We start from the raw sequence: 24,576 nt of genomic DNA on the forward strand, positions 1-24,576 counted from the left end.
GGGGGTCCCGTCGGGGCCTTGTCGGGGGCCTTGTCGGGGGCCTTGTCGGGCAGCGGGTCACCCCGCCGGAAGCTGGAGCTGGTTCTCGTACGACGGTGCCGTCGCGGAGCAGAACACGCACCGGTCGCCGATGACGTCGATGCCGCACCAGTGGCAGCTGCTGCGGCGTACGGAGCTGACCAGCTGGTAGAGCACCGGCAGGTCGGGCAGATAGGTGCAGAACTCGATCAGCTTGCCGGTCCCCCACCAGGCGGCGGACTCGGCGGGCAGCTGCGCCTCGCGCAGGCCCTGCACGCGCCAGGCGGGGGCCAGCGCGGCGGTGACCCAGTCGGACTGGAGCTGCCCTCGGGCAAGCAGCATGCAGGTGCCGAACTCCGGTCCCGCGAGCCGCGCTTCGGGGCCGATCCGGACCAGCTGCGGCTCGGGGTGGGCGATCACGCCGAACTGGCTGCCCGGAACCCAGGACTTGGCGTGCGACTTGAGGCCGACGGGAACGCGGTCGAGCCGGGCGACGGAGCCGAGGAGTGCTCCGGCGTGGACGTAGTGGGTGAGCAGCCGGCCCGCCGAGGCGAGGACGCCCGGGCCGAGGTCGCAGGAGGCGAGCTGTCTCAACTGGCGGGCGAGGACGGCGAGTCCGAGCGGTGGCAGATCGGGGCGGAAGAGGGCGATCCGGTCACTCTCCAGCAGGGAGCGGACGGTGTGCAGCCGCCGCTCCACTGCCGCCGGAACGGCCCGCGAGCAGGCGACGATCACATGCCCGTGCGTCTCGATCAGAGCCTGCATCTCGGCGAGCACCTGCTCCAGCGGGCGTCTGTCCACGTCGTGCAGGACGACGGCGGGCAGGGTCCGCTCGTCCTGCGGCGGCAGCGCCATGTCGGCACTGGTCACGGCAACGGCTGTTGGCACGCGCAGCTCCCCGTTCCCACCCAAGTCCGGCCCGCCGGCGCAACTGTTGTGCACCGGGACGACTTCACTGCGTGACTACCTGAGCACTGTAACCACGCCCCCGTGACCGGAGAACAGCGTTTCCGTAGCCGGACGGCAACTCGCATTGCACAAGAGATGTCAAATCGGGGCAGGGTGTGCATCCGGACCGAACCCGAGAGGGTGAGGCACCGACGGGCGGCTGACGTGTGGGCCGAATTGGTCTGGACCTCTTGACAGTTGAATTGGTCTGGACCAACTTGGGTAGGCCCGGAAACCCGGAAGCCCCCTCTCCCCCCACCGGAGGCACCCATGGACCACGCACGCAGACGCAGACGTACACGCATCTGGTCGGGCGCGGTGACCGCCGCCCTCGCGCTCACCGTGTCGACGATCGGCCAGGCATCCGCCGCGGACATCAACAACGCCAAGAACGCAGGCTTCGAGTCGGGCCTGAGCAACTGGACCTGCTCCGCGGGCAGCGGTACGACGGTCTCCTCGCCGGTGCACGGCGGCTCCTCCGCGCTGAAGGCGACGCCGGCCGGGCAGGACAACGCGCGCTGCACGCAGACGGTGGCGGTGCAGCCCGGCTCGACGTACACGCTGAGCGCGTGGGTGCAGGGCGGCTACGCCTACCTCGGCGCGACGGGCACGGGCACGACGGACGTCTCGACGTGGACCCCCGACTCGTCCTCGTGGAAGAAGCTGTCGACGACCTTCACCACGGGCTCCTCGACGCGCTCGGTGACGATCTACACGCACGGCTGGTACGGCCAGGCGGCCTACTACGCGGACGACGTCTCGGTGTTCGGCCCCGACGGCGGCGGGGGCGGCGACCCGGCACCGACGATCCCGGGCGCGCCGAGCGGTCCGTCGGTGTCGGGGACGACATCCTCGTCGGTGTCCCTGTCCTGGAACACGGTCTCGGGCGCGACGGGCTACAACGTCTACCGTGACGGTACGAAGGTGACGGCCGTGACCGGCACGTCGGCGACCGTGACCGGGCTCGCGGCGTCGACGTCGTACAGCTTCCAGGTCACGGCGACCAACGCGGCGGGTGAGTCGCCGAAGTCGGTGGCGGTGACGGGGACGACGGCGCCGACGGGCGGTGGCGGCTCCGATGTCCCCCGGCACGCGGTGACCGGTTACTGGCAGAACTTCAACAACGGGGCGACCGTGCAGCGGCTGTCGGACGTGCCGGGCCACTACGACATCATCGCGGTGGCGTTCGCGGACGCGACGGCGACGCCGGGGGCCGTGACGTTCAACCTGGACTCGGCGGGGCTGGGCGGCTACACGGTGGACCAGTTCAAGGCCGACATCAGGGCCAAGCAGGGCGCGGGGAAGAAGGTCATCATCTCGGTGGGCGGCGAGCTGGGCCGAGTATCGGTGAACGACTCCACATCGGCGACGAACTTCGCGAACTCGGTCTACTCGCTGATGCAGACGTACGGCTTCGACGGCGTGGACATCGACCTGGAGAACGGCCTCAACGCGACGTACATGACGCAGGCGCTGCGCTCGCTGTCGGCGAAGGCGGGCCCGTCGATGGTGCTCACGATGGCGCCGCAGACGCTCGACATGCAGTCGACGTCGAACGCGTACTTCCGGACGGCGCTGAACGTGAAGGACATCCTCACGGTCGTCAACATGCAGTACTACAACAGCGGTTCGATGCTCGGCTGCGACGGCAAGGTCTACAGCCAGGGCTCGGTGGACTTCCTGACGGCGCTGGCCTGCATCCAGCTGGAGAACGGCCTCGCCCCGTCCCAGGTGGGCCTCGGCCTCCCCGCCTCGACGCGGGCGGCGGGCAGCGGGTACGTCTCACCGACGGTGGTGAACAACGCCCTGGACTGCCTGACCCGTGCGACGAACTGCGGCTCCTTCAAGCCACCGCGGACGTACCCGGACCTGCGCGGCGCGATGACGTGGTCGACGAACTGGGACGCGGCGAGCGGCAACGCGTGGTCGAACGCGGTGGGGCCGCATGTGGAGGGGCTGCCGTAGCCCTTGAACTGCTCTTGGCGCCGGCCGTGGGTGATGGGACGCGGCCGGCGCTGTTCTGTTGCCGGACCATCGCCCGCTACGGCCGCGTCGACCTCTGGGCATCAGGGGCAACGGCTGACGGATCACCGCAATCGGGCCTGTCCCAGCGGGAAAGAGGACCGCTGCCGCCACCGCCTCCCGTCGTGGACCAGCAAATCGACCGAAGACACCTGGGCAACGATGGGAAGACCGGTGAGCAGGTCGGCCTCGGCCTTCTCCACGACAGCCTCGTCCTGGCCCTGGGCGACGGTCAGGTGCGGGACGACATCGTCGAACTGCCCGCCGAACGGCGGGTGCTCCGGCCACCGCTCGACGATCGCCTCGGTGAGGCGCCGGAAGTGGGTGTCCGGTTCGGGGGCGAGATACAGCACTCCGGGGAACCGGCCGCAGTGGTCGAACCGGGCCTCGAAGGACTGATGCCGACCGAGTAGCTCGCCGATCGCGGCGCAGACTCCCTGGTCGATCCGGCTCGCATCGAGAAACGGGAAGAGCACGGTGACATGGGCCGGAACACCGGCACGGGCCGAGGGGTCAAGCCGGTCACGCCACGCTCGCACTGCAGGCTCCGCCTCCGGGACCCTCACGATCAGCCCCGACTGCCCTGCCTGGAACCCATGCGGGTCGTCGTCCTCCATCGCTTCTGTCTATCAGCGGGCCCCGACCGGCGGCGACCCGATTATCAGCACCGAGCGGCCTACCGACGTACTGCCGGAGACGGCCGCCGCCGACAGCGACACGACCTTGCGGCTGACCCTGCTGGAGGCGCTCGCGCGGCTGCCCGCCAAGGACCGGGCGGTCGTCGTACTGCGCTACTGGGAGGACCGCAGCATCCAGGAGACGGCCGAGGCGATGAACACCAGCTCGGCCGCCGTACGGACCCGCTGCTCCCGCGCCCTCGCCCGGCTGCGGATGTCGCTCGGCGAGGACCTCGCCGAGTACGCGGCGACCTGACCTTCGCCCTCGTCACTTCACCTCACCACCCACCCTCAAGAGACGGTGATTCGGCATGCCCACAGAGCACTACGACGACCCCTTCGAGGAGCGGCTCGGCGCCGCCCTGCGGCAGACCGGGGACACCTTCGACACCGACCGCCCCGCCCTGATCGCCGCCGGCCGGGCCCGCGGGCGCAAGCTGCGCCTGCGGCGCCGGGCCGCGGTGGCCGGCGGCGCGGCGAGCATCGCCCTCGTGGGCGTCGCGGGAGCGCTGGTCCTGCCGGGGAGCGGAACCGGGAAGGTCACGGACGCCGCCGAGCAGCAGTCCGTGGGCTCCGGTCGTACGCCTTTCGCGCCCGCCACCTCCACCGCCCCGCAGGCCGTCTCCGCCGAACACATGATCGCCACGCTGAAGCAGCTGCTGCCCGCGGGGAAGGTCAGCGGCGCGGAGGGCTCGGGCGGCACCATGCCGTCCGTGCGGCTCGTCTACGACGACGGCGAGGGCAGCGGCGCGGTCAGCGTCGCGCTGAACCGGGTCGAACCGGGCAGCCGGACGGCCCAAGAGGCCACCACCTGCCCGGACAAGGTCTATGTCCCGCACGACAGCTGCACGACCAGCCGGCTGTCCGACGGCTCGATGCTCATGCTCTTCCAGGGGTACGAGTATCCGGACCGCCGCGTGGACACCAAATTGTGGCGCGCGGAACTCGTGACCCCCGAGGGCGAGCAGGTCACCGTGACTGAGTGGAACGCCGAGGCCGAGAAGGACGCGCCGCTCACACGGCCCGAACCGCCGCTGTCCCTGGCGGAGTTGAAGGTGATCGTCACGGCCTCGCAGTGGCTGCCCCTCGTCCCGGCTGCCCCGGACGGCTGGAAGGAGCCGGGGGCTTCCGGGAAGCCCGCCGCCCCTCAGGCGACGCTCACCGGCTCCGCCGTGAACACGCTCGTAACGCTCCTCCCCGAGGACGCGAAAGTGGTGAGCAAGGGCGGCGAGGGCGACTTCGGGTACGTCGTCGTCGACGACGGCAAGGGGCAGAGCCTCGTACAGATCAACGTGCAGCCCGACATGCGGGACGTGGCCGACGAGCTCTACGGCGACGCCGAGACCCTCCCCGACGGCACGCTGGTCACCACCCGGCAGGGGCCCGGCGAGAAGGGCGGCGCAGGGGTCGTGATGTGGACCGCCGACACCATGCGCACCAACGGCTTCCGTGTCGTGATCAGCGCGTTCAACTCCGGCGCCCAGCACAGCCCCGCGACCCGCGAAGCCCCCGCCCTGACCATCGAGCAGCTCCGCGAGATCGCCCTCGACCCCCAGTGGGCCGCCCAGCTCAAGTGACCACCAAAAAATCTCCGACCGCCAGAAGAACTCCGACCGCCAGAAGAACTCCGACCGCTAGAAGAACTCCGACCACGGCTGGTCCCAGATCTGCTTCACGCACAGCACCAGGAACAGCAGCCCCGCGATCACCAGCATCCCGTTGCTCACCCAGCCGTTGCGCCACTCCCTGGGCGTGCGGTCGGTGTTGAGCAGCCAGAGCAGCGTGCCGGCGAGGAACGGCAGGAACGCCGCGCCGAGGACGCCGTAGATGATGACCAGCCGGAACGGCTGGCCCTGGAAGAGCAGGACCATGGGCGGGAAGGTCAGCCACAGCAGGTACGCGCGGAACGGCCAGGAGCGTTCCCGCTTGCCCGAGGCGATCTCCTCGCCCTTGGCCGCGTCGCGGCGACGGTAGCGCGCGACGAAGTCGGCGAACATCAGGCTCACGCCGTGCCAGACGCCGATCAGGGAGGTGAAGGAGGTGGCGAAGAAGCCGATCAGGAAGAACTTCGCGGTCACCGTCCCGTACTCGTCCTCCAGGATGCCGCCCAGCTGGATCAGGCCCTTGTCGCCGCTCTCGATGGCGATGTTCGCCGCGTGCAGCAGCTCGGCGCCGACGAAGAGCATCGCGACGACGAAGACGCCGGTGGTGGCGTAGGCGACCCGGTTGTCCAGCCGCATGACCTTCATCCAGCCGGTGTTGGTCCAGCCCTTGGCGTTGACCCAGTAGCCGTACGCGGCCAGCGTGATGGTGCCGCCGACGCCGCCGATCAGGCCGAGGGTGTTGAGGATGGAGCCCTTCTCGTCGGGGAGAACGGGCAGAAGGCCCGCGAAGGCATCTCCCAGATTCGGGGTGACCCGGATCGCCAGGTACACCGTCACCACGAACATGACGCCGACCAGGACCGTCATGACCTTCTCGAAGACGGCGTACTTGTTGAACCAGACGAAGACCAGGCCCACCAGACCGCAGGCGATCCCCCACCACTTCAGGTCCATCACGTCCGGGAACAGCGCCTGCAACGGCAGCGCGCTCGACGACATCGCCGCCGCCCCGTACACGAAACCCCAGATCACGACGTAGACGGCGAAGAAGTACGTGGTCCAGCGGCCCAGGCTCGCCCAGCCGTCGAAGAGGGTGCGGCCGGTGGACAGGTGCCAGCGGCCGGCCGCCTCCGCGAGGGAGATCTTCACCAGGCAGCCGATGACGGCGGCCCACAGGAGGGTGTAGCCGAAGTTGCTGCCCGCGATCAGGGTCGCCACCAGGTCGCCGGCCCCGACACCGGTCGCCGCGACGACGATTCCGGGGCCGATGTACTTCCAACTGGCTTTACGTGGGGTGGAGTCGGAGGTGGAGAGGGAACCGGGTGTCGCCCCGGTGTCGCTGGTGTTTCCCGTGGTGTCCGCCATGAAGGTCAAGTAAGCCCATGGACGGGCGGGCGACAAGAGGGCGTGCGGGATCTTCACTCGATGTGTTCGGGGAAGGGGGCCCCGGGTATTCGGGGAAGGGGCCCCGGGTATTCGGGGAAGGGCCCCGGCGGCTGGGCGTGCCGCCGGGACCGCCGACCGGGCCGAGCGCTACGGCTGTCGCCGACCGCAGCCGTCGCACGCGCACGTGCCGAGCTCGAACCAGACGGTCTTGCCCGGCCCGTCCTGGTGGCAGCCCCAGCGCCGGGCGAGCGCCTCCACCAGGAACATCCCCCGGCCGCTCTCCGAGGTGCCCGCGTCGAGCACCTGCGGGACCCGCCGGCCGCCGTCGGAGATCTCGCAGCGCAGCACGCCGTGGGCGGCGGTCAGCGTGAGCCGGAAGCGGCTCGCGGCGTGCAGCAGGGCGTTGGTGGCCAGTTCGCTGACGAGCAGTTCGGCGGTGGACACCAGGTCGTCGCCGATACCGTCCCGGTCGGCCAGGCCCCAGCTCTCCAGCTGCCGCCGGACCTCCGCGCGGGCCTCGCGGACGGCGGACGGACGCGGGTCGTACTCGACGCTCAAGTGGCCCGCGCCCATGGGTGGTTGTGGGTAGGCGCCGTACCGGGGGTCGGGGTCCGGGCGGCCTCCCCCGGAGAGTTGCAGCATGGCTTCAGAGTGCGGCGTATCGGGTCTGGTGCACACGGGGAGGACTACCTGTTTCCATACCTGCGTGGGGGTGCGCATACGGATCGGGCTACGCGTACTGCAGGCGGACGACCGCGCCCGACGCGTCGTCGCGTACGTCGACGTAGGCGCACACCTGCCGCGCGAACCACAGCCCCTGCCCGGGGGCGGGCTCGGTGGCGGGCGGCGGTACGAAACCGGCCAGCGGGTCGTCGACACGGCGCGGTGAGCGCAGCTCGCAGAAGCAGTTCGGCGCCTCGTCCCACAGCAGGACGTGGCTGACGACGTCGAGCGTGGCCGCCGCCTCGGAGACGGCCGCGGCGAACAGGTCCGCGTCGGCGGCGGGCAGGCCGTGGTCGGCGGCCCAGGTGCGCACGGCGTGCGGTTCGGGGGCGGGCAGCGGGTGCGCGTCGCGCGGGGGCGGCGCCAGCGGTACGGCGTCCAGTTCGGCGGCGATGCGCAGCGGGTCCTCGTAGACGCCGGTGCCGGGGTGGGTACGGCGGGCGGCGGCGACCACGGCCGGGCCCGCGACGCGGGTGTCGTAGGCGCACAGGGCGGTGGTCGCGAGCGGGGCGAAGAGGAGGTTGGCGAAGGCCTCGTAGCGGATCCACTCGCTGCTCTCGCGGGCGGAGCGTCCGGCGCGGCCGCCCCAGTCGGGTTCCATCAGCAGGTGGATACGGCCCTGGGGGCCGGCGTGTGCGGTGAGGTAACCGGCGCCCTGCGCCACGGCGTTGGCGGCGGACCCGGTGTACCACTCGGTGTGCGGGACGAAGCCGACGCGACGGGCGTCGCCGCCGAGGGCGTCACGGAGGAGGTCGAGCTTGCCGGGGGCGACGATGGCGACGGGCGGGGGCTCGTCGGGGGCGGCGAGGCCCTCGGTGAGGAAGGGCAGGGCGGCGGCGACGAACTCCTCGTCGGTGGCGAAGACGGCCATGCGGTGGTCGAAGGTGCCTTGGGCGAGTGCGGGTGGGGTGGGCATGGGGTGTTCCTGTCGGATGTGCGGGTGTGTGGGTGTGCGGGTGTTCGGGTGTTCGGGTAGTGCGGGCGGGTTTCGGGTAGTGCGGGTGTGGGTGGTGCGGTCAGCGTTGGGCGGTGATCCAGGCGGCGATCTGACTGCGGTTGCTGAAGCCGAGCTTGCTGAGGATGCGTTCGACGTGGCCTTCGGCGGTGCGGCGGGCGATCACCAGGCGGTCCGCGATCTGCTGGTTGGCGAGGCCCTCGGCGACGAGTTCGGCGACCTGTGTCTCGCGGCGGGTGAGGCGGACGCCGGGTTGGGGGCGCTGGGCAGTGGGTTGCTCCGGGCCCTGCTGTTCGGGGTGCTCGTCCAGCGCGTAGCCGGCGATGCCGGTGAGGCCGAGGGTGGCGCCGTGCTCGTACGACCGCTCGTAGGCGGCCGCGCCGAGTGCCTCGCGGGCCCGGGTCTCGGTGCCGCGGCGGGTGGTGTCGAGGGCGGCGGAGCCCCAGCGGTCGCGGTCGACGTCGGCCCAGATCCGGTCGGCGCCGCCGAGCAGGACGGCCGCGCGGTCGTGGGCGCCGTTCTGGGCCGCGATCTGGGCCAGCAGGTCGAGGGTGAGGCCGATGCCGACGATGTCGTTCACGGCGAGTTTGAGACGCAGGGCCTCGCGGGCGTGCCGTTCGGCCCGGCGGCGGTCCTTCTTGACGGTGTGGGCGAGGGCGAGCATGCGGTGGACGTACGACAGCACCCACTCCTCGCCGTGCCGCTCGCACAGCCGGCGGGCGTCCTCGCAGACCGCGATGGCCTGGTCGGCCTCGCCCAGGAAGCCGAGAGCGCAGGCGAGTTCTACGCGGTCGAGGCCGACGAGGCTGAGGTGCTGGCCGGGGACGCGGCCGCGTTCGACGCAGGCGCGGAAGTGGGCGAGGGCGGCGTGCAGGTCGTCGCTGAACAGCAGGATGACGCCGAGCACGTACTCGGCGTGCGCCGCCTCGGCCTCGACCCCGAGCCGCCGGGCCAGGCTTCGGGCCTCCTCGGCGCGTCGGCGGCCCCGGGTGAGGTCCTCGGGACAATCGGCGAGCAGCCCGGCGACCCACAGGGCCCGGGCGCGCTCGGGCGTGGGCTCGGGGCAGGCGTCGAGGGCCCGGTCGAGCCAGTACCGGCCCTCACGGGGGGCACCGCAGGCATGCCAGTAGAACCAGAGGGTCCCGGCCAGCCGAAGGCTGGCAAGGGCGTCGGCGGGGGTGGGGCGGACGTCGGCGGGGACGGCCAGGGCGTCGGCGGGGACGGCCAGAGCATCGGCGGAGGCCGGACCGACTTCGGAGGAGACGGCCAAGCCATCGACGAAAGCCGGACCAACCTCCGCCGCAGGCCTCGGGCGGACCTCGCCGGGCACGCCCAACGCGTCGGCAGAGGCCGGACCAACTTCGGAGGAGACGGCCAAGCCATCGACGAAAGCCGGACCAACCTCCGCCGCAGGCCTCGGGCGGACCTCGACGGGCACGCCCAACGCGTCGGCTGAAGCCGGACCGGCCTCGGCGGGCACGGTCAACGCGTCGGCTGAAGCCGGGCCGTCACCAGCGGCAGGGATCGGGGCGCCGTCCGCGGCGGAGCCCAGGGCATGGCCAGGCATCGGGTCGGCACCCGTCAGGCCGAAGGCCAGGGCCGCGCGCAGGTTGTCCTGGTCCGCCCGCAGCCGCGCCACGATCTCGCGTTGGCCCGGGCCGAACCACGCCCGTTCACAGGCGGCGGCCCGTTGTTGCATCCAGTCCCGTTGGCGGCGGCGGGCGGCGAGTTCCTCGCCGGGGTGTTGCCGGAGCCGTTCCAGGCCGTAGTGGCGCAGGGTGTCGAGAAGGCGGTAGCGCACGCCGTCGGGGCCGGGCTCGCGGCACAGTACGGACTTGTCGACCAGGCCGGCCACGGCCTCCAGGACGTCGTACGACCGCACCCGCGCACCGTCCGCGCAGACCGCCTCCGCCGTCTCCAGGTCGAAGCTCCCGGCCAGCACCGACAGCCGCGCCCACATCAGCTGTTCCCGCTCGGTGCACAGGTCGTGGCTCCAGTCGACGGCCGCGCGCAGCGTCTGGTGCCGGGGCAGGACCGAGGGGCTGCCGGCGGACAGCAGGCGGTAGCGGTCATCGAGGCGTTCCAGGAGCTGTTCCACCGACAGCACGCGCATGCGCACGGCGGCGAGTTCGATGGCGAGCGGGAGGCCGTCGAGGCGTCGGCACAGGCGGGCCACGGCGGGCCGGTTGGCGGGCGTGAGCCGGAAGCCGGGGACGACGGCGGCGGCCCGGTCGGCGAACAGGGCGAGCGCCGGGCCCGGTTCGGCGGCGGACAGGTCGCCGTCGGGGTCGGGCACGGGCAGGGGCCGTACCTCCAGGAGGTGTTCCTCGGTGAGGCCGAGCCGGTGACGGCTGGTGGCGAGCACGCGAACGCCGGTGGTGCCGTGCAGCAGCGCCGCCGCCAACTCCGCGCAGGCGGTCGGCAGATGCTCGCAGTTGTCGACGACGAGCAGCAGCCTCCGCTCCCGTACCTGGGCCACCAGCGCCTCCAGCGGTGGCTGTGCGGAGTGGTCGTGCAGGTCGAGGGCGTCCGCGGCGGCGACCGGTACGAGCGCCGGGTCGTGCAGGCCGGAGAGGTGGACGACGCGCACGCCGTCGGGGAAGGCGCGCGCGACGCGGGCCGCGATGCGTCCGGCGAGCCGGGTCTTGCCGACGCCGCCGGGTCCGGTGAGCGTGACCAGACGGGCCCGGGCCAGCAGTTCGCGGCCTTCGGCCAGTTCGGCCCGCCGGTCGACGAAGCTGGTCGTCTCGACCGGCAGCCGGCAATCCCGTCGTGGCGCTGATCCGCCCATGATCAGCCAGTCCTTCGGGGGTGGGTGGGGTCGTGTGCGCGAACTTCACTCTTCCCCGACGCGTACACATATGCACGCGCCGCTCACACCCGCGGGTGTTCTTTGCCGGGGACTCATTCCGGTGGGGTTGGCCCGCGTACACTGCGCGGCCCCTCGCCCGGCGGATTTGCACCGGTTCCGGCGGCCACTTGGCGGCCCACTCTTGACCTGGTCATGCCAGGCGCTCACGATGAGCGCCACACCCGCACCAGAACGTCGTACGTCGCACGGAGAACCACCCCCACAGCTCCACTCCAGCTCACTCCCCACTTCCGGAGACCCCGGAATTCCTGGAGAACCAAGGAGATTTCATGCGACTTCGCATCCGCGGCTCAGGCGTCCGAAGCGGCCGACGCACCGCCGCCCTCGCCACCCTGCTGACCCTCGCCCTCGCGGCCCCGATCTCGGCGACGGCCACCGACGCCACCGCCGACAGCGCGGGCAGGGCGGCGGCCTCGGCGGACGACATCCGCCAGTACGAGATCCACACGCATTCGTCCGCCAAGGACCGTACGGCGATCCAGCGGGCGGGCGTGACCGTGGACGAGGCCGACGACCACACCGTCGTCGTCTCCGGCCGCGCGGACCAGATCAGGAAACTACGGGCGCAGGGCTACGAGATCGCCCCGCTCGGCGCCGTCCCCGACCGGTCCGCCGGCGAGGACGACGTCCGGCTCTACGACTTCCCGTCGGCCGACTCCCGCTACCACAACTACGCGGAGATGACGAGCGAGATCAACTCGGTCGTCGCGGCGAACCCGGGCATCGCGAGCCAGCGCGTGATCGGCACGTCGTACCAGGGCCGGAACATCGTCGCCATCAAGATCAGCGACAACGTCGGCACGGACGAGGCCGAGCCCGAGGTGCTGTTCACCCACCACCAGCACGCCCGTGAGCACCTCACGGTCGAGATGGCGCTGTATCTGCTGCGCGAGCTGACGTCCGACTACGGCACCGACTCGCGGGTGACGAACATGGTGAACGGCCGCGAGATCTGGATCATCCCCGACCTCAACCCGGACGGCGGCGAGTACGACATCGCCACCGGCTCCTACCGGTCGTGGCGCAAGAACCGGCAGCCCAACTCCGGGTCGTCGTACGTCGGTACCGACCTGAACCGGAACTGGAACTACCGCTGGGGCTGCTGCGGTGGGTCCTCCGGCTCGCCGTCCTCCGACACCTACCGCGGCTCGGCGCCCGAGTCGGCGCCCGAGGTGAAGGTCGTCGCGAACTTCGTGCGCAGCCGCGTCGTGGGCGGGACGCAGCAGATCAAGGCCGGGATCGACTTCCACACGTACAGCGAGCTGGTGCTCTGGCCGTTCGGGTACACGTACTCCGACACGGCCCCCGGGATGACGGCGGACGACCGGAACGCCTTCGCCGCGGTGGGGCAGAAGATGGCCGCGAGCAACGGCTACACGCCGGAGCAGTCGAGCGACCTGTACATCACGGACGGGTCGATCGACGACTATCTGTGGGGCTCGCAGAAGATCTTCGGGTACACGTTCGAGATGTATCCGCGCGGGTTCTCCGGGGGTGGGTTCTACCCGCCCGATGAGGTGATCGAGCGGGAGACCTCGCGGAACCGGGACGCGGTGTTGCAGCTGCTGGAGAACGCGGACTGTATGTACCGGTCGATCGGGAAGGAAGACCAGTACTGCTAGTCGTCGTCCTCGGCGTCGTCCTTGGCGTCGTCCTTGGCGTCTTCTTCGAAGTAGGCGTCGAGGACTTCGTCCAGCTGCTCGTCCCACTCCTTGTGCTGGGACTTCGTCTTCGCCTCGATCTCGATCGGGTACCAGCGGCGGTCCGGCGTGTGCACGGTCACGGTGAACCGTTTGCCGAAGCGCGGTGACTCCGTCTCGATCGCGCCGATCTCGTCCCAGCGGAACTCGCAGTTCTCGTCGTCGAGGCTGAGGCGTACGCCCCTGGCGTCGGCGACGATACGGGCCCGGCGGTCGGCGGCCTCGAACACGGGGCCGTCGGCCGCCTCCGGCTCCTCGGCCTCCGGCTCGTCGGCCTCCTCGGCCTCGGGCTCCACTGCGTCGGAGGCCTCCTCGGTGACCTCCTCCTCGACCGGCGCCGCATCCTCGGGCTCAGGCTCGGCGGCCTTCTCCGGGCCGGTGAGCCCGGGGATGTGGGCCGGGTTCACCCCGGCGTCCAGGGGCTGACTGCTCGTACCTATGCGCTGCTCCACAGCGGGCAGTATGGCGGACATTGCTGTGCCGTGGGGCGCCGGGGGCGGCAGAGGTCACTCGTCCATGAAGACGATCCTCCGGGACGGCGTGGCCGCGCCCGCCGCCGCGGTCGTCACCGAACGGCCGGCCGGTACCGCTCGCTCCCGGCCCCACGCGCGGATCTCCTCGATCTGCTCGGGGTTGACCCGGCTCAGCGGCACGGTGTTGGCGAAGGTGTCCAGCACGAACGACGGCTTCAGCCGGTCGGCGCCGCCCAGCCGGTACGCCTCCTCCCCCACGTCGTGCAGGGTGGACTCGATGTCGGAGCCCGCGAAGCCCTCGGAGAGGTCGACCAGCCGGTCCACCTGCTCGGGTTCGGGGTCGGTCTTGAGATAGCGGCGGTAGTACAGCTCGATGATCTCCCGCCGGTCCTGGCTGTCCGGCAGGTCGACGAAGAACAGCTCGTCGAACCGGCCCTTGCGCAGCAGCTCGGGCGGCAGGCTGCGGATGTCGTTGGCGGTGGCCACGACGAAGGCCCGCGACCGGGACTCCTGGAGCCAGAACAGGAACTGCCCGATGATCCGCTGCGGCACGCCGGACATGTCGTCCTTGCCCGCGAGGCCCTTCTCGATCTCGTCGATCCACAGGATGCAGGGCGCCACCCGGTCCGCCATCGACAGCGCCTCCCGGAACCGGCCCTCGGACTCGCCCAGGTACTTGCCGTGGATGCTGGCCATGTCGAGCCGGTAGAGCGGCAGTTGCCACTCGTGGGCGATGGCTTTGGCGGACAGTGACTTGCCGCAGCCGGGCACGCCGACGAGCAGTACGCCGCGCGGCGGGCGGAGTTCGGAGTCGCGCAGGTCGGCGTGGAGCATGTCGTGCTTGCGCCGCAGCCACTCGCGCAGGCTGGTCAGTCCGCCGACCGTGTAGTTGCCTTCCTTGAGCTGGACGCGTTCCAGGCCGGTGAGATTGCTGAAGATGCGGTCCTTGGCCTGGGCGAGGCCGAGGACGTCGGACTTCAGGATCGAGCCCTTGGCGGCGATGGTCGCCATGAGGTTGATGCACTCGGCCTCGGTGACGCCGCTGAGGAACTCGGCGGCGCGCCGGGTGTCGTCCTCGTCCCACTCGATGGGGATGTGGCCCCGGTGGTCGCCGAGGAAGCCGGCGAGGGTGCCGTACATCTCGTCGGCGTCCGGCAGGTCCAGGTGCAGGCTCATGCCGAGGCGTTGCAGGCCGCTCCAGATGGGGGCGTCCGTGATCAGGACGATGCTGCCCATGTTGTTGTCGGCGAGCCGGGCGAGTTCGGCGATGTGCCGGGTGACGGGGGTGTCGGACTCCAGGTGGTCGGGGTCGACGAGGACGATCGTGGCGTTGGCGCGGCTGCTGAACTGGGCGGCGGCGAAGTCCATGGCGCCGGTGAGGGAGCGGTCGTCCTGGACGGCGGCGTTGGTGCGCAGGTCGCGCAGGCCGGTGGCTCTGGTGTAGATCCAGAACGGCATGCTGCTGCGGCGGGGTTGGAGGGCGGCGTCCCTGAGGAGGCGGAGGGCGCGTTGCTGTTCGATGGTCCGCATGCCGATCACCGGGACACGGGCGGAGATGTAGCTGTCTAGGTGGTGGAGGCTTTCGGTGTAGTTCGACATGGGGGCCTTCGCATCGTGGGCGGGTGCGGGTGCGTTGTGGTTGATCGCGCAGTTCCCCGCGCCCCTAGGTGGGGACAGTCACGTTCGTTTAATCCGTCACGACTCTGCGGCGGGGGCGGTCACCCACGTGGGCCTGTGCCCAAGGGTCCGCCGTCGGTGCATTCGGCTGTGCCGTCAAGGCGTTGTCCCGCACCGTCCGCCTGCGTTGTTCGATCCAGCGGATGTCCGAGCCGTTCGTCGCCGCCAGGTTGTTCAGGTTGCGTTCGATCTGGGACTGGAAGTCGGTGATCTGGGACTCGACCAGTTCGGTGAACCGGGTGCGGAGGGTTTCGGGCAGACCGGGGTGGCCCGCCACCGCCCGTACCTCCTCGAGGCCTGCCCGCGCCTGGGCCAGGGCGCGGCCCGCCGAGAACTCGTCGGGGGCCGCGAGGAGTGCCTGGGCGAGGTGGCGGTCCCAGGACTTCAGGCGTTTGTCGAGGGCCTCGCCGAGGTGGAGCGCGAAGCGTTCCCAGGTCTCGCCGGGGAAGTCGTCCTCGGACAGGGACGGCAGGGTGGCCGGGTCGGCGGCCTGTTCGGCGGCGGCCCAGCGGTGCAGGAAGTCCACCCAGGTCTCGTAGGGGCCGCCGTGTCCCCAGTAGGAGTACGTATTCACACCGTGCCGCCCGGCCTGCGGACGACGGTCTCGCCGGGGGGCAGGGGCTCCCAGTCGGGCAGGCCCTCGGCGATCTTGCGGACCCTGCTGGTGGCGCGCTCCCCGGCGGGCCTGCGGCTGGCGCCCCAGGGTGAGATGCCGGGCGTTGCGTACTGGGGGTCGCCCTGGGGCCTGCGGGGTGGGGGCGGGGTCACCGGGGTGGGGCCGGGCGCGGTGCTCATGACGCGGTGTCCTCCTTGGCTACGGTGCGGCCCTCGAAGGGTGAGGCGCCGCGGGTCGCGGTGGCGAGGGAGTTGATGAACTCCCGGCACTGCGGCTCGACGGCGTCGGCGGCGCGGAACTTGGTGTTCCAGTCGGTGAGTTCGGCGGAGGCGGCGCGCAGGTGGTGCACGGACTCCTGCTTGGCCTGCTGGAGGATCTGCCGGGCGTTGTTCTGCAGGCGGGTCGCGGCCTGGGCGCCGTTGTGCAGGACGAGCCCCCACACGCCGCCGACGATCAGCGCGACCACCAGGGCGACGGGGAAGGAGATGGAGCCGACGATCACCAGGATGCCGAAGACGACGAGGGCGAGCGGGGTCGCCTTCTTGGTCCACGGGTAGGCGTAGGCCGCGATGAACGGCTCCATGTGCTGGTCCCAGTGGGCGGACAGCGAGGCTTCCAGCTCGGGCAGCGGTCGGGTGAAGGAGCCCTGCCAGGGCGGGAGTTGGAAGGTCTGCGCGGCGACCGTGTACGCGGTGCCGAACTGGGCCTGCACATCCTGCGGGACGGCGGCCCGGTAGTCGCGGGTGAACCCGGCGTGCGCCTGGAGGAACCACTCCTGGCAGGCGGCGACGGAGAGCCGCTGGGTGGCGGGCGAGGCGCCGATGGCCGTGGGGTTGAGGGCGGCGGTGGTCTGCACCGTCAGATAGTCGAGGGTCTCGTCGTACGAGGCGGAGTCCGCGTCGGCGGCCTTGCGGGCGGCGTCGAGGTCGCCGCCGTGGTCGATCACCGCGTGGTTGAACGCCAGGTCGCGGCGGAGCGGCAGCTCCTCGCTGTCGTACTCGGAGACGAGCCGGTCGAGGATGTCGTCGACGGCGTCCTCCAGCCGTTCGGAGGGCTGGAACTCGCGGTCCATGACGGCCCGGTACTTGTCGAGGACGACCTGGTGGGCGCGGGCTCTGCCGAGGACGGCGTCGAGCTGCGGCCACTGCGGGCTGACCTGGGCGATGCGCGGGAACTCGGCGGCCGCGGAGGGCTGGGCGAGGGAGTCGATCTCCTGGCGCCAGCGGTCGATCTGCTTCTGCTGGCCCTCGGCGCTGTCCATGAGCTGTTCGCGCCAGCCGGCCAGGGTGGTGTGCAGCAGCTCGCGTCCGGCGAGCCCGAAGGCGCCCTGGGCGATGGACTCCAGGATGACGGCGAACTCCCGGCCGAGCGCCGTCGGGTCCTGCGCGAGCAGGTAGTGCCGCAGCCAGCGTACGGCGGCCTCCCTGCGGTTCTGGCGGCGCAGCACCAGCGCGAAGAACAGCGAGGTGCGGTCCGGTGAGCGCCGGAAGGCCTCCTCGACGGCCCGTTCGCACAGCGTCCGGTCGTCGGCGGACCAGGAGGCGAGCGCCACCAGGGCGGGCGCCAGCCAGTAGCGGGGCGTCTGGATCATCAGCTGGTCGCCGACCGCGCGGACGTTCTCCTCGGAGACGAGGCCGACGTCGAAGGCCTGGAGCATGCCGACCGCGGTGCGCCGTACCGTCTTGTGGTGGCCGAACTCGTGGTCGACCTGGTCCTGGATCACGCCGACGCGGGTCTCGGCGCGTTGCACGTTGGCGGTGAGCTGGGCGCTCTTGACGAAGGCGAGGAATTCGTCGCGCAGTTGCTGCAGTTCGGTGCGGGTCTGCTGCTGGTTGGCCTCGACGGCCGAGACCTGGCCGGACACGGAGCCGACCTGCTCGCTGAGCCGGACCACGAGGTTGCTGACCTGCTGCACCTTCTGGTGCAGGGCGTAGTCCACCTCGGACATGCGGTTCTCCGATCACGATGACATGGGGTACGAGGGGCGCCTGCCGCGCCGGGAGGGCTCAGGGACGTACGACGGTCCCGTCGTCGAGGACCGGCAGGAGCAGTCCGCCGGAGTACACCTCGACGAAGGCGTAGCCGCCGGAGCGCACCAGCATCCGGGCGCCCGCGAACGGCTCGGGCACCGCCTCGGACGGGGCGAAGTGGCGGATGATCACCTGGAAGAGGTTGAGCTGGTGGTCCACGTAGGGCGGGCCGAGGTAGCAGCGGGCGAAGAAGCCGAGCGGTACCTCGCCGTAACTGGCCTGGTACTCCTCGCCGATCCACTGGGCGAGCTGCCGGCGGGCCTGCTCGTCGAGGCCCGCGTCGAGGCGGCCGACGGCGTCGCGCAGTCCCTGCGGGCGGGGGGCGAGGCGCTCGCGGCGCAGGGGTGCGGCCGGGCCGGGCGCGCCGACGGTGCGGCGGGCGCCGCCCGAGGTGGTGAGGCCCTGGTCCGTGCGGCGCAGGGCGTCCGACGAGGTGGACGGCGGTGTCCCGGCACCGCCTGGCTGCACGATGCGCCGTGGCCGCTCCAAGTGGCCCATGTGTCCCCCGAGCTAGTGCATGAGCGATGGCGAGAGATGAAGAGTAGTGACGTTGAGTCAATAGTGCGACCTGATCCGCAACTTGGCACGCGGAAAACCGGTTCCTGCCCCGAACTCGCCCCGGTGCCGCCCAGTTCACTCACGTCACGGGCCGGGGTGGGCTGACAGACTGCCCGGCATGGGGTCGATCCACACGTTCATGGCGGGCATCAACGACTATCCGTCCGAGATCGCACCGCCCCTGAAGGGCTGTGTCAACGACGTCACCGAGGCGCACCGGCTGCTGTCCGCCCGTACGGCGGGGGCCGCGCGGGTGCGGACCGTGCTGGACGGCGCGGCGACGGTGGCGGCGGTCGAGGACGGGATCCGTACGTTCCTGGGGGCGGCCGGGCCCGGGGACACGGCGTTGTTCTGGTTCTCCGGGCACGGCACGCAGCAGGTCGCCACGGGCGCGGACCTGCTGATCGAGGCCACCGGCTTCAACCAGGCGCTGGTGTGCGCGGACGGCCCGCTGCCCGACAAGCGGCTCGGCGCCCTGCTGGACGCGGTCGCGGCCCGGGGGGCGCATGTGGTGGCGGTGCTGGACTGCTGCTACTCCGGGGGCGCCAGCCGGGACGACCTGCCCGAGGGTCTGACCGCGCGGTTCGCGCCACCGCGCCCGGGGTGGGCGGGGCCGGGTGGCCGGGAGGTCGGGCTGCCGCAGGGGCCCGCCCGGCATGTGCTGCTGGCGGCGAGCCGGCTCGACCAGCTGTCGTACGAGGGGCACTACGGCGGCCGGCGGCACGGGGCGTTCACGTACGCCCTGCTGAGCGCGGTGCGTGCGGCGGGCCCGGACGCCACGTACCGGCAGCTGCTGTCCGCGGCCGACGCGCGCGTGCAGCGTTCCGGTGGGCGGCAGCGGCCGGTGCTGTATCCGGAGACGCCGGGCGGGGCCGCCGATCTGCCGTTCCTCGGGGGTGCGGTCGGGCAGGCGGCCGGTGAGCATCTGCTGCGGTGCGCGGCGCAGGGCTGGGAGGTGGACTGCGGCACCGGTCACGGGCTGCGGGACGGCGAGGGCGCCGAGGGTACGGAGTTCGGCGTGGTCGGGCCGGAGGGTGCGCTGCCGGGCGAGGTCGTGCGGGCCCGCTCGGTGCGGGCCGACCGGACGCTGGTGGAACCGGTCGGCTGGGCACCCGACCCCGAGCGGGTGTACCCGGTGAGCCTGACCGCGCTGGCGACCCCGCCCGCGACGGTGAGCGTGGCCGAGGGCGACGCGGCGGACCTGCTGCGGGCGGCGGTGGCCTCGCACGGCCCCGGCGGCGGCCCCGCACCGCTGCTGCGGGTCGTGGACCGGCCCGAGGAGTACGGGGATCCGCACTTCCGGGTGGTCGTACGCGGGGACAGTGCGCGCGTGCTGGGCCGGGACGGGACGGACTTCGTGGCCCCGCTGCCGTTCACCGGAGACGGCGACGCCCGGCGCGTGGTGGACTGCCTGGTCCATCTCGCCCGCTGGCACCAGCTGCGCGACCTCACCTCCCGGCCCTCCGTGCTGGACAACCTCGTCCAGGTGGAGGTCGTCCCGTGGGACGCGGCCGACGGCGGGCCCCTGGTCCCGGACGGCAGCGGCGACCTCGTCTGCTCCTACGCCCCGGAGGGCACGCCCGGACCGCGCGAGCCGTGGGTGTCGATCCGGCTGCACAACCGCTCCCCGCACCGCTCGCTGTGGTGCGTGCTGCTCGACCTCACCGACCGCTACGCCGCCGACCCGGCACTCTTCCCCGGCCACTTCATCGGCCCGGGCCGCACCGGGTACGCCCTGGACGGCGACCCCGTCCAGCTCTCGCTGCCCGCCGACCGGGCCGTCGTACCCGGCGCGGAGTGCCGGGACTGGCTGAAACTGATCGTCGCGGAGGCAGAGTTGAGCACGGCCCCGTTCCGGCTGGGGGCGTGGGACCCGGACGGTCCCGGCAGCCGGGAAGCGATGGGCGATCCTGCCGGAGTCCTGCGGTTCGAGGCGCCGCCCGCCGGGGCTCGCGAGGCGGGTCCGGTCACCGGAGGCACGCCCGGGCGCTGGGCGACCCGGACGATCGCCCTGCGCACGGTCGTGCCGCCTACTGGCCGAGGTGCGTGAACCCGGCCCAGGCGCTCAGGTCGTCCGGGTCGATGTGCGCGGCCCGTTCGGCGAGCCGGGCGGGCAGGCCTTCGGGCAGTTCGCGGGCGGGGTCCAGCATCCACAGCTGGGCCCGGCGCAGCGCCCGGGCGGGCGGTTCGCCCTCGGTGCGCAGGAAGTGGTGGGTCAGGAACATCAGTACCGACGTCGCGTCGTCCGGCACCGGCCACAGTGAGCCGACCACCGAGCGGGCACCGGCCACCAGGAACGCGGTCGCCAGGCTGTACGCCTCGTTGTGCCCGCGCCCCGAGACATGGCTGCGGCACGCGGCCAGCACCACCAGGCCGAGCCTGCCCCGGCTCGCCCCGGCGACCGCCTCGGTGAGTTCCTCGGCCGCCAGCTCACCGTCGTACAGGGAGAGATGGGCGGTGCGGCGGGCGGTGCGGGCGATGGAGGCGTGGCAGGCGAGGTGCAGTACGGCACCCTGCTCGTCGGGACCGTCCGTGCCGGTCAGCCAGGACAGCACCTCCCGCGGGGTGCCGGGCCCGTCGGCGCCGCCGCCCTCGCGCCGCCCGAGGAACCGGCCGCGCGGATAGAAGGCCCGCTGCACCGCGTCGGCCTCCGCACCGGCCCAGTGCAGGTCCCCGGTGGGGTTGCCGACGACGAGCGCGGCGCCCGAGTGGGCGGCCTCGGGCCGGGCGGCCACGTCGCACAGCAGGCGGGCGGAGGCGGCGTAGGAGATCTCCGCCTCGTGCAGGGCGTAGCGGCGCCGCCCGTCCGGGCCCTGGGCCCAGGCGGCGTGCCAGGGGACCAGGCCGAGGGTGCCCATCGGCACGAACACGAGCCGGGGTGCCCGCCCGGTGCGGGTGGCGAAGACGTCGAGCAGGGGGCGCATCCCGGTGTACCAGGCCCAGCCGCACAGCCGGTCGAGCCGCTCCCGCAGGGAGGGCAGGTCGGGCCGGGTGCCGGACCAGCCGGGGACGGGTCCCATCACGCGCTGGTCCTGCGGGGCCGCGACGAAGGGCGCCGCGTCGCGTGCGTCCTGCGCGAGCCGTACGGCGTCGGCGTGCGGGGCGCGGGCGTAGTCGCGCAGCGCGGCCGCGTCCTCCGTGAGCGTCGGCAGGGGCACGGAGTGGACGGCACCGGTGGAGGTGACGACGACGGCGGTGCCGGGGGTGTCCTCACCGGCCGGGACCAGGTAGACGAGGGCGTCCTTGCGCAGGGTGCGCAGGGCGGTGCCGATCTCGTCCGGGGCCGGCGGGTCGAGGAGGCGGTCCTGGGTGGCGTCGGTGCCGGTGAGGGCGGCCAGGACGCGGCGGCGCAGGGCGCTCGGGACGGACATCGGCGCCTGCATCGCAGTGAACGGGTCGGCCGCTTCGGTGGCGAGGCCCGCGGCACGCCACTCCTGAGCCAGGGCGTCGTGGCCGGCCGCGACGAGACGTTCGGGGACCGTGCGGGAGGTGGTCGCGGCGTGCAGCAGCAGGCCGCGACAGGCGTCCAGGGCCTGCACGGCCTCGTCGAGGGCGTTGTCGCGCAGACACCAGCCGGCGACCTCCAGCGCGGTCGTGGTCGCCATGGCCACGGCCTGCGCGGCGTGCTCGGTACCGGACTGCAGCAGCGCCGCCCAGGCGTGCCCGCGCAGCGCGTCCAGACCGGTGCGGCGGCCGAGGCCCTTGTCGTCCCGGCGGAGTTCGCCGCGGGTGCGGTAGGCGCGGCCGAGGGCGAGTCCGGCGCCCGCGTAGAGCCGGTGCTCGGGGCCGCCGGCGGTGCGGAAGGCCTCCTCCAGCAGGGCGATGCCCTGGGCGAGATGGCGGGCGCGGGCCGTGGGGAAGCGCTGCGTCTCGGCGAGCCCGCAGTGGCCGACGCCCAGGCAGTAGCCGTAGCGCAGCTTGCTGTCGCTGCCCTCGTCGACCAGGTCGTAGGCCTCCTGGATCAGCTCCATCGCCTCGGTGATGGCCGCCGGGTCGCCGGTCGCTCCGGCCCGCATGAAGCGGTTGATGCCGTTGTCGCCGAGCACCCAGGCCCGGTGGTCGCGCGGCAGCCCGCGGGCCGACCGGCGCAGTTCGGGCACCGAGGGGCGGCCGGCGAGCGGAGGCGCGGGCGGGGCGCCCAGCTCCTGGGCGAGGCGGTCGCGGGCGGAGCGGGCGTTCTCCAGCATCGTCCACAGTTCGATACGGGTGCCGTCGTCGGGGTCGAGTTCCGTGTGCACGGCGAGCAGTTCGGCGATGTGCGCGTCGGTGGCCGCGAGTTCGCCGCGCTGGGCGGCGGCCTGTGCGTCGAACCCGGCCTGCTGGCCGCTCATCACACGGCGCTCGTACGGGGACAGGGCGGGGCTGTCGCGCAGCCGCCGCCACATCTCGCCGGCCGTCTCCAGGTCGTCGCGGGCTCCGGCGGTCTGCCCCCGGTGGCTCATGGCGGCGAACCGGGCGAGGTCGATGCCGTGCCCGAGCCGGTCGCCGGTCCCGCGCGCCGGGACGGCGCCCGCGCCCGCCGCGTTCGCCCCGTCGTCGGCGCCCGGTGCCGGGCCCGCGCCCGCCGCGTCGGCCCGCGCGAGGTGGTCGAGGACCGTGTCCATGCCGCGGCCGGAGCCGCTGAGTTGCTCGCGCAGCCGGACCTGGGCGACGACGGCGTGCGCCTTGCGCTGCCACTCGGGGTCGTCCTGCCCGTACGACAGGACGGTGTCGATGAGTTCCGTCTTCTGCGCCTCGCTGATGAGCGTGCCGTGCGGGTCGAGGAGCATCCCGTGGGACAGCAGGTTCAGGGCGAGGACCGCGCGGTCCGACTGCTTCTCCTGGGCGGCGAAGAACGCGTACCCCTGGTCGAACGTCTCCGCGGCCACACCGGAGCCGCCCAGGCCCTTGAAGATGCCGGGGAAGTCGTCGTCGGTGTCGGCGAAGTTCAGGGAGCCGAGGCCGCCTTCGAGGTCGCCGAGCAGACCGAGATAGGTGTCGGGGGCGCTCGATGGGCGCAGCGCCTCGGGGATGTCGTCCGGGGAGTCGGGGGTGATGCCGTGGTCCTGTTCCAGGGCGTGCCAGGCCCAGCTGCCCATCGCACGGGCGACATTGCTCAGCTCGCCCGAGAAGTTCTCGTCCTTCAGGACCAGCGCGGCGGCCTCGGCGATGTCGTGCAGCCGCCGCGGGTCGGGGTCGTCCCGGTAGCGGCTCTGCTGGAACAGCCCGAGGAAGAACGCGGTCACGGTGACCAGCCCGTCCCGCTCGGGCACCCAGATGTCGATGGCCCGCCGGATCAGCCCGATCGCCCGGTCCCGTCCCGGCGCGTCGCCCCGCGCGCTCGCCCGCTCGTACAGCAGCCGCCCGAAGCTGTCGAGGAACACCGGGGTGAGCCGCTCGACGTCGGCCGGGTCGGCGAGCAGCCCGTTCAGCTCGACCTCGGCCGCGGCGGCCTGTGCCTGGTCCTTCCAGTTGGCCCAGAGCAGGAAGCGGACGAGGGCGCTGCGGATCTGGGCCTCCCACGCCCAGGACGGCTCACGGCCGGTCCGCTGCCGCGCTTCGAGCAGCGCGGTGCCGAACTCCTCGCGGGCCCGCTCCAGTTCCTCCCGGTCGGAGGTCGCCCGGCCGTGCACCATCAGGGCGAGGCCCAGGCTGTAGCGGACCAGCGGCAGGTCGCTGGTGGGCAGCGCGGCGTCGAGCACGGACCGGTAGTGGGCGGCGGCGGCCTCGGCGTCCGCCGTGACCCGGTCCAGCTCGCAGCGCTCCAGATACAGAAAGCCGCGGGCCTCCGCCAGGTCCACGGCCTCCTGGCTGCCCGGCTCCAGGGTGGCGGCGGCCGCCTCGTGCCGGCGCAGCGCCTCGTCGAGCAGTTCGAGACGCTGCCGGGCGGGTCCGTCGCAGTGCAGGTAGCGCTGTTTGGCACAGGCCGCGAGCAACTGCGCGCCGACCTCGCGTACGGAGGTGTAGTCGGCGTCGTCCGGGGGCAGGGCGGCCGTGCCCTCGGTGAGCAGCGCCCAGATCACGTCGATGAGGTCGGCGCGGGGCTCGATGTCGTACTGCAGGGCCCGGACGTGCCCGAACGCGACGCGCCAGGCGGCCCAGTCCTCGTCGTCGCCGGGCGCCTTGAAGGCGAGCTCGAACGCCTGGGCGGCCAGCTCCAGGTCGTCGGGGTCGTCCGCCAGGAGGTGCAGCCGGTAGCTGAGCTCACCGGCCAGCGCGCACAGGGCGGGTGCCTCCGGGTCGTCGGAGGCGGTCGCGGAGAGGGCGTCGAGGATCTCCTCGCGCTGGGCGCGGAGTTCGTCGACGAGGCCGGGGGCGTCGTCAGCGGTCACGGGTCG

At 72.4% G+C, this 24,576-nt stretch carries 17 protein-coding genes and 1 pseudogene; 5 read left to right on the forward strand and 13 right to left on the reverse strand.

The annotated features are described in order from the left end of the window. Positions 1–57: 57 nt before the first annotated feature. Positions 58–906, reverse strand: a complete 849-nt coding sequence (locus HJD23_RS14365) for a hypothetical protein (RefSeq protein ID WP_171109991.1) — start codon at positions 904–906, stop codon at positions 58–60. Positions 907–1,236: 330 nt separating this feature from the next. Between HJD23_RS14365 and HJD23_RS14370 the strand changes: the two genes are divergently transcribed. Continuing rightward, positions 1,237–2,931: a glycoside hydrolase family 18 protein gene (locus tag HJD23_RS14370; protein ID WP_171109990.1), complete on the forward strand. Its 1,695-nt coding sequence runs from the start codon at positions 1,237–1,239 to the stop codon at positions 2,929–2,931. A gap of 122 nt (positions 2,932–3,053) precedes the next feature. On the opposite strand, the gene HJD23_RS14375 is transcribed toward HJD23_RS14370, so the two are convergent. Further along, the gene (locus HJD23_RS14375) at positions 3,054–3,605 is read right to left on the reverse strand and encodes a 2'-5' RNA ligase family protein (protein ID WP_171109989.1); all 552 of its coding nucleotides are present in this window, start codon (positions 3,603–3,605) and stop codon (positions 3,054–3,056) included. 46 nt (positions 3,606–3,651) lie between these two features. Here HJD23_RS14375 and HJD23_RS14380 point away from each other — a divergent pair. Continuing rightward, positions 3,652–3,921, forward strand: a pseudogene (locus HJD23_RS14380) (sigma-70 family RNA polymerase sigma factor); the annotation flags it as partial. Positions 3,922–3,976: 55 nt separating this feature from the next. Next, positions 3,977–5,242 (forward strand): hypothetical protein, encoded by a 1,266-nt coding sequence (locus HJD23_RS14385; protein ID WP_171109988.1) that lies wholly within the window; start codon positions 3,977–3,979, stop codon positions 5,240–5,242. Positions 5,243–5,299: 57 nt separating this feature from the next. On the opposite strand, the gene HJD23_RS14390 is transcribed toward HJD23_RS14385, so the two are convergent. The 4 genes from HJD23_RS14390 to HJD23_RS43785 form a co-directional block, all read right to left on the reverse strand. Continuing rightward, the gene (locus HJD23_RS14390; RefSeq protein WP_171109987.1) at positions 5,300–6,634 is read right to left on the reverse strand and encodes an Nramp family divalent metal transporter; all 1,335 of its coding nucleotides are present in this window, start codon (positions 6,632–6,634) and stop codon (positions 5,300–5,302) included. Positions 6,635–6,802: 168 nt separating this feature from the next. After that, entirely contained in the window at positions 6,803–7,228 is a 426-nt protein-coding gene (locus tag HJD23_RS14395) for an ATP-binding protein (protein WP_171111658.1), read from the reverse strand. Positions 7,229–7,385: 157 nt separating this feature from the next. Further along, on the reverse strand, positions 7,386–8,294 hold the full coding sequence (locus HJD23_RS14400; protein ID WP_171109986.1) for an MEDS domain-containing protein: 909 nt from the start codon (positions 8,292–8,294) through the stop codon (positions 7,386–7,388). 100 nt (positions 8,295–8,394) lie between these two features. Further along, on the reverse strand, positions 8,395–11,124 hold the full coding sequence (locus tag HJD23_RS43785; protein WP_240980708.1) for a LuxR C-terminal-related transcriptional regulator: 2,730 nt from the start codon (positions 11,122–11,124) through the stop codon (positions 8,395–8,397). A gap of 350 nt (positions 11,125–11,474) precedes the next feature. Between HJD23_RS43785 and HJD23_RS14415 the strand changes: the two genes are divergently transcribed. Next, on the forward strand, positions 11,475–12,827 hold the full coding sequence (locus tag HJD23_RS14415) for a M14 family metallopeptidase (RefSeq protein WP_171109985.1): 1,353 nt from the start codon (positions 11,475–11,477) through the stop codon (positions 12,825–12,827). Here the strand turns inward: HJD23_RS14415 and HJD23_RS14420 are convergent. The 6 genes from HJD23_RS14420 to HJD23_RS14445 all read right to left on the reverse strand — a co-directional run bounded on the left by HJD23_RS14420 (position 12,824) and on the right by HJD23_RS14445 (position 18,199). Then, a complete protein-coding gene (locus tag HJD23_RS14420; RefSeq protein WP_197972902.1) occupies positions 12,824–13,378 on the reverse strand; it encodes a hypothetical protein in 555 nt (184 codons plus the stop codon). The genes HJD23_RS14415 and HJD23_RS14420 overlap by 4 nt on opposite strands. A gap of 33 nt (positions 13,379–13,411) precedes the next feature. Then, positions 13,412–14,977, reverse strand: a complete 1,566-nt coding sequence (locus HJD23_RS14425) for an AAA family ATPase (protein ID WP_171109984.1) — start codon at positions 14,975–14,977, stop codon at positions 13,412–13,414. An 88-nt stretch (positions 14,978–15,065) separates the two neighbouring features. Then, positions 15,066–15,629 carry a hypothetical protein gene (locus HJD23_RS14430; protein ID WP_171109983.1) on the reverse strand — a complete coding sequence of 188 codons (564 nt, stop codon included), beginning with the start codon at positions 15,627–15,629 and terminating at the stop codon, positions 15,066–15,068. Beyond that, complete coding sequence (locus HJD23_RS14435) at positions 15,626–15,850, reverse strand: hypothetical protein (RefSeq protein WP_171109982.1); 225 nt, start codon at positions 15,848–15,850, stop codon at positions 15,626–15,628. The genes HJD23_RS14430 and HJD23_RS14435 overlap by 4 nt, the downstream gene beginning before the upstream one ends. After that, on the reverse strand, positions 15,847–17,619 hold the full coding sequence (locus tag HJD23_RS14440; protein ID WP_171109981.1) for a hypothetical protein: 1,773 nt from the start codon (positions 17,617–17,619) through the stop codon (positions 15,847–15,849). Before HJD23_RS14440 ends, HJD23_RS14435 begins: the two co-directional genes overlap by 4 nt. A gap of 58 nt (positions 17,620–17,677) precedes the next feature. Then, a complete protein-coding gene (locus tag HJD23_RS14445) occupies positions 17,678–18,199 on the reverse strand; it encodes a hypothetical protein (protein WP_171109980.1) in 522 nt (173 codons plus the stop codon). A 178-nt stretch (positions 18,200–18,377) separates the two neighbouring features. Between HJD23_RS14445 and HJD23_RS14450 the strand changes: the two genes are divergently transcribed. Next, entirely contained in the window at positions 18,378–20,309 is a 1,932-nt protein-coding gene (locus HJD23_RS14450; RefSeq protein WP_171109979.1) for a caspase family protein, read from the forward strand. On the opposite strand, the gene HJD23_RS14455 is transcribed toward HJD23_RS14450, so the two are convergent. Then, entirely contained in the window at positions 20,290–24,570 is a 4,281-nt protein-coding gene (locus HJD23_RS14455) for a CHAT domain-containing protein (RefSeq protein WP_171109978.1), read from the reverse strand. The genes HJD23_RS14450 and HJD23_RS14455 overlap by 20 nt on opposite strands. Positions 24,571–24,576: the final 6 nt, after the last annotated feature.

Origin of the sequence: Streptomyces sp. Z423-1, assembly GCF_013009255.1 — a bacterium.
Lineage (GTDB): Bacteria > Actinomycetota > Actinomycetes > Streptomycetales > Streptomycetaceae > Streptomyces > Streptomyces gossypiisoli.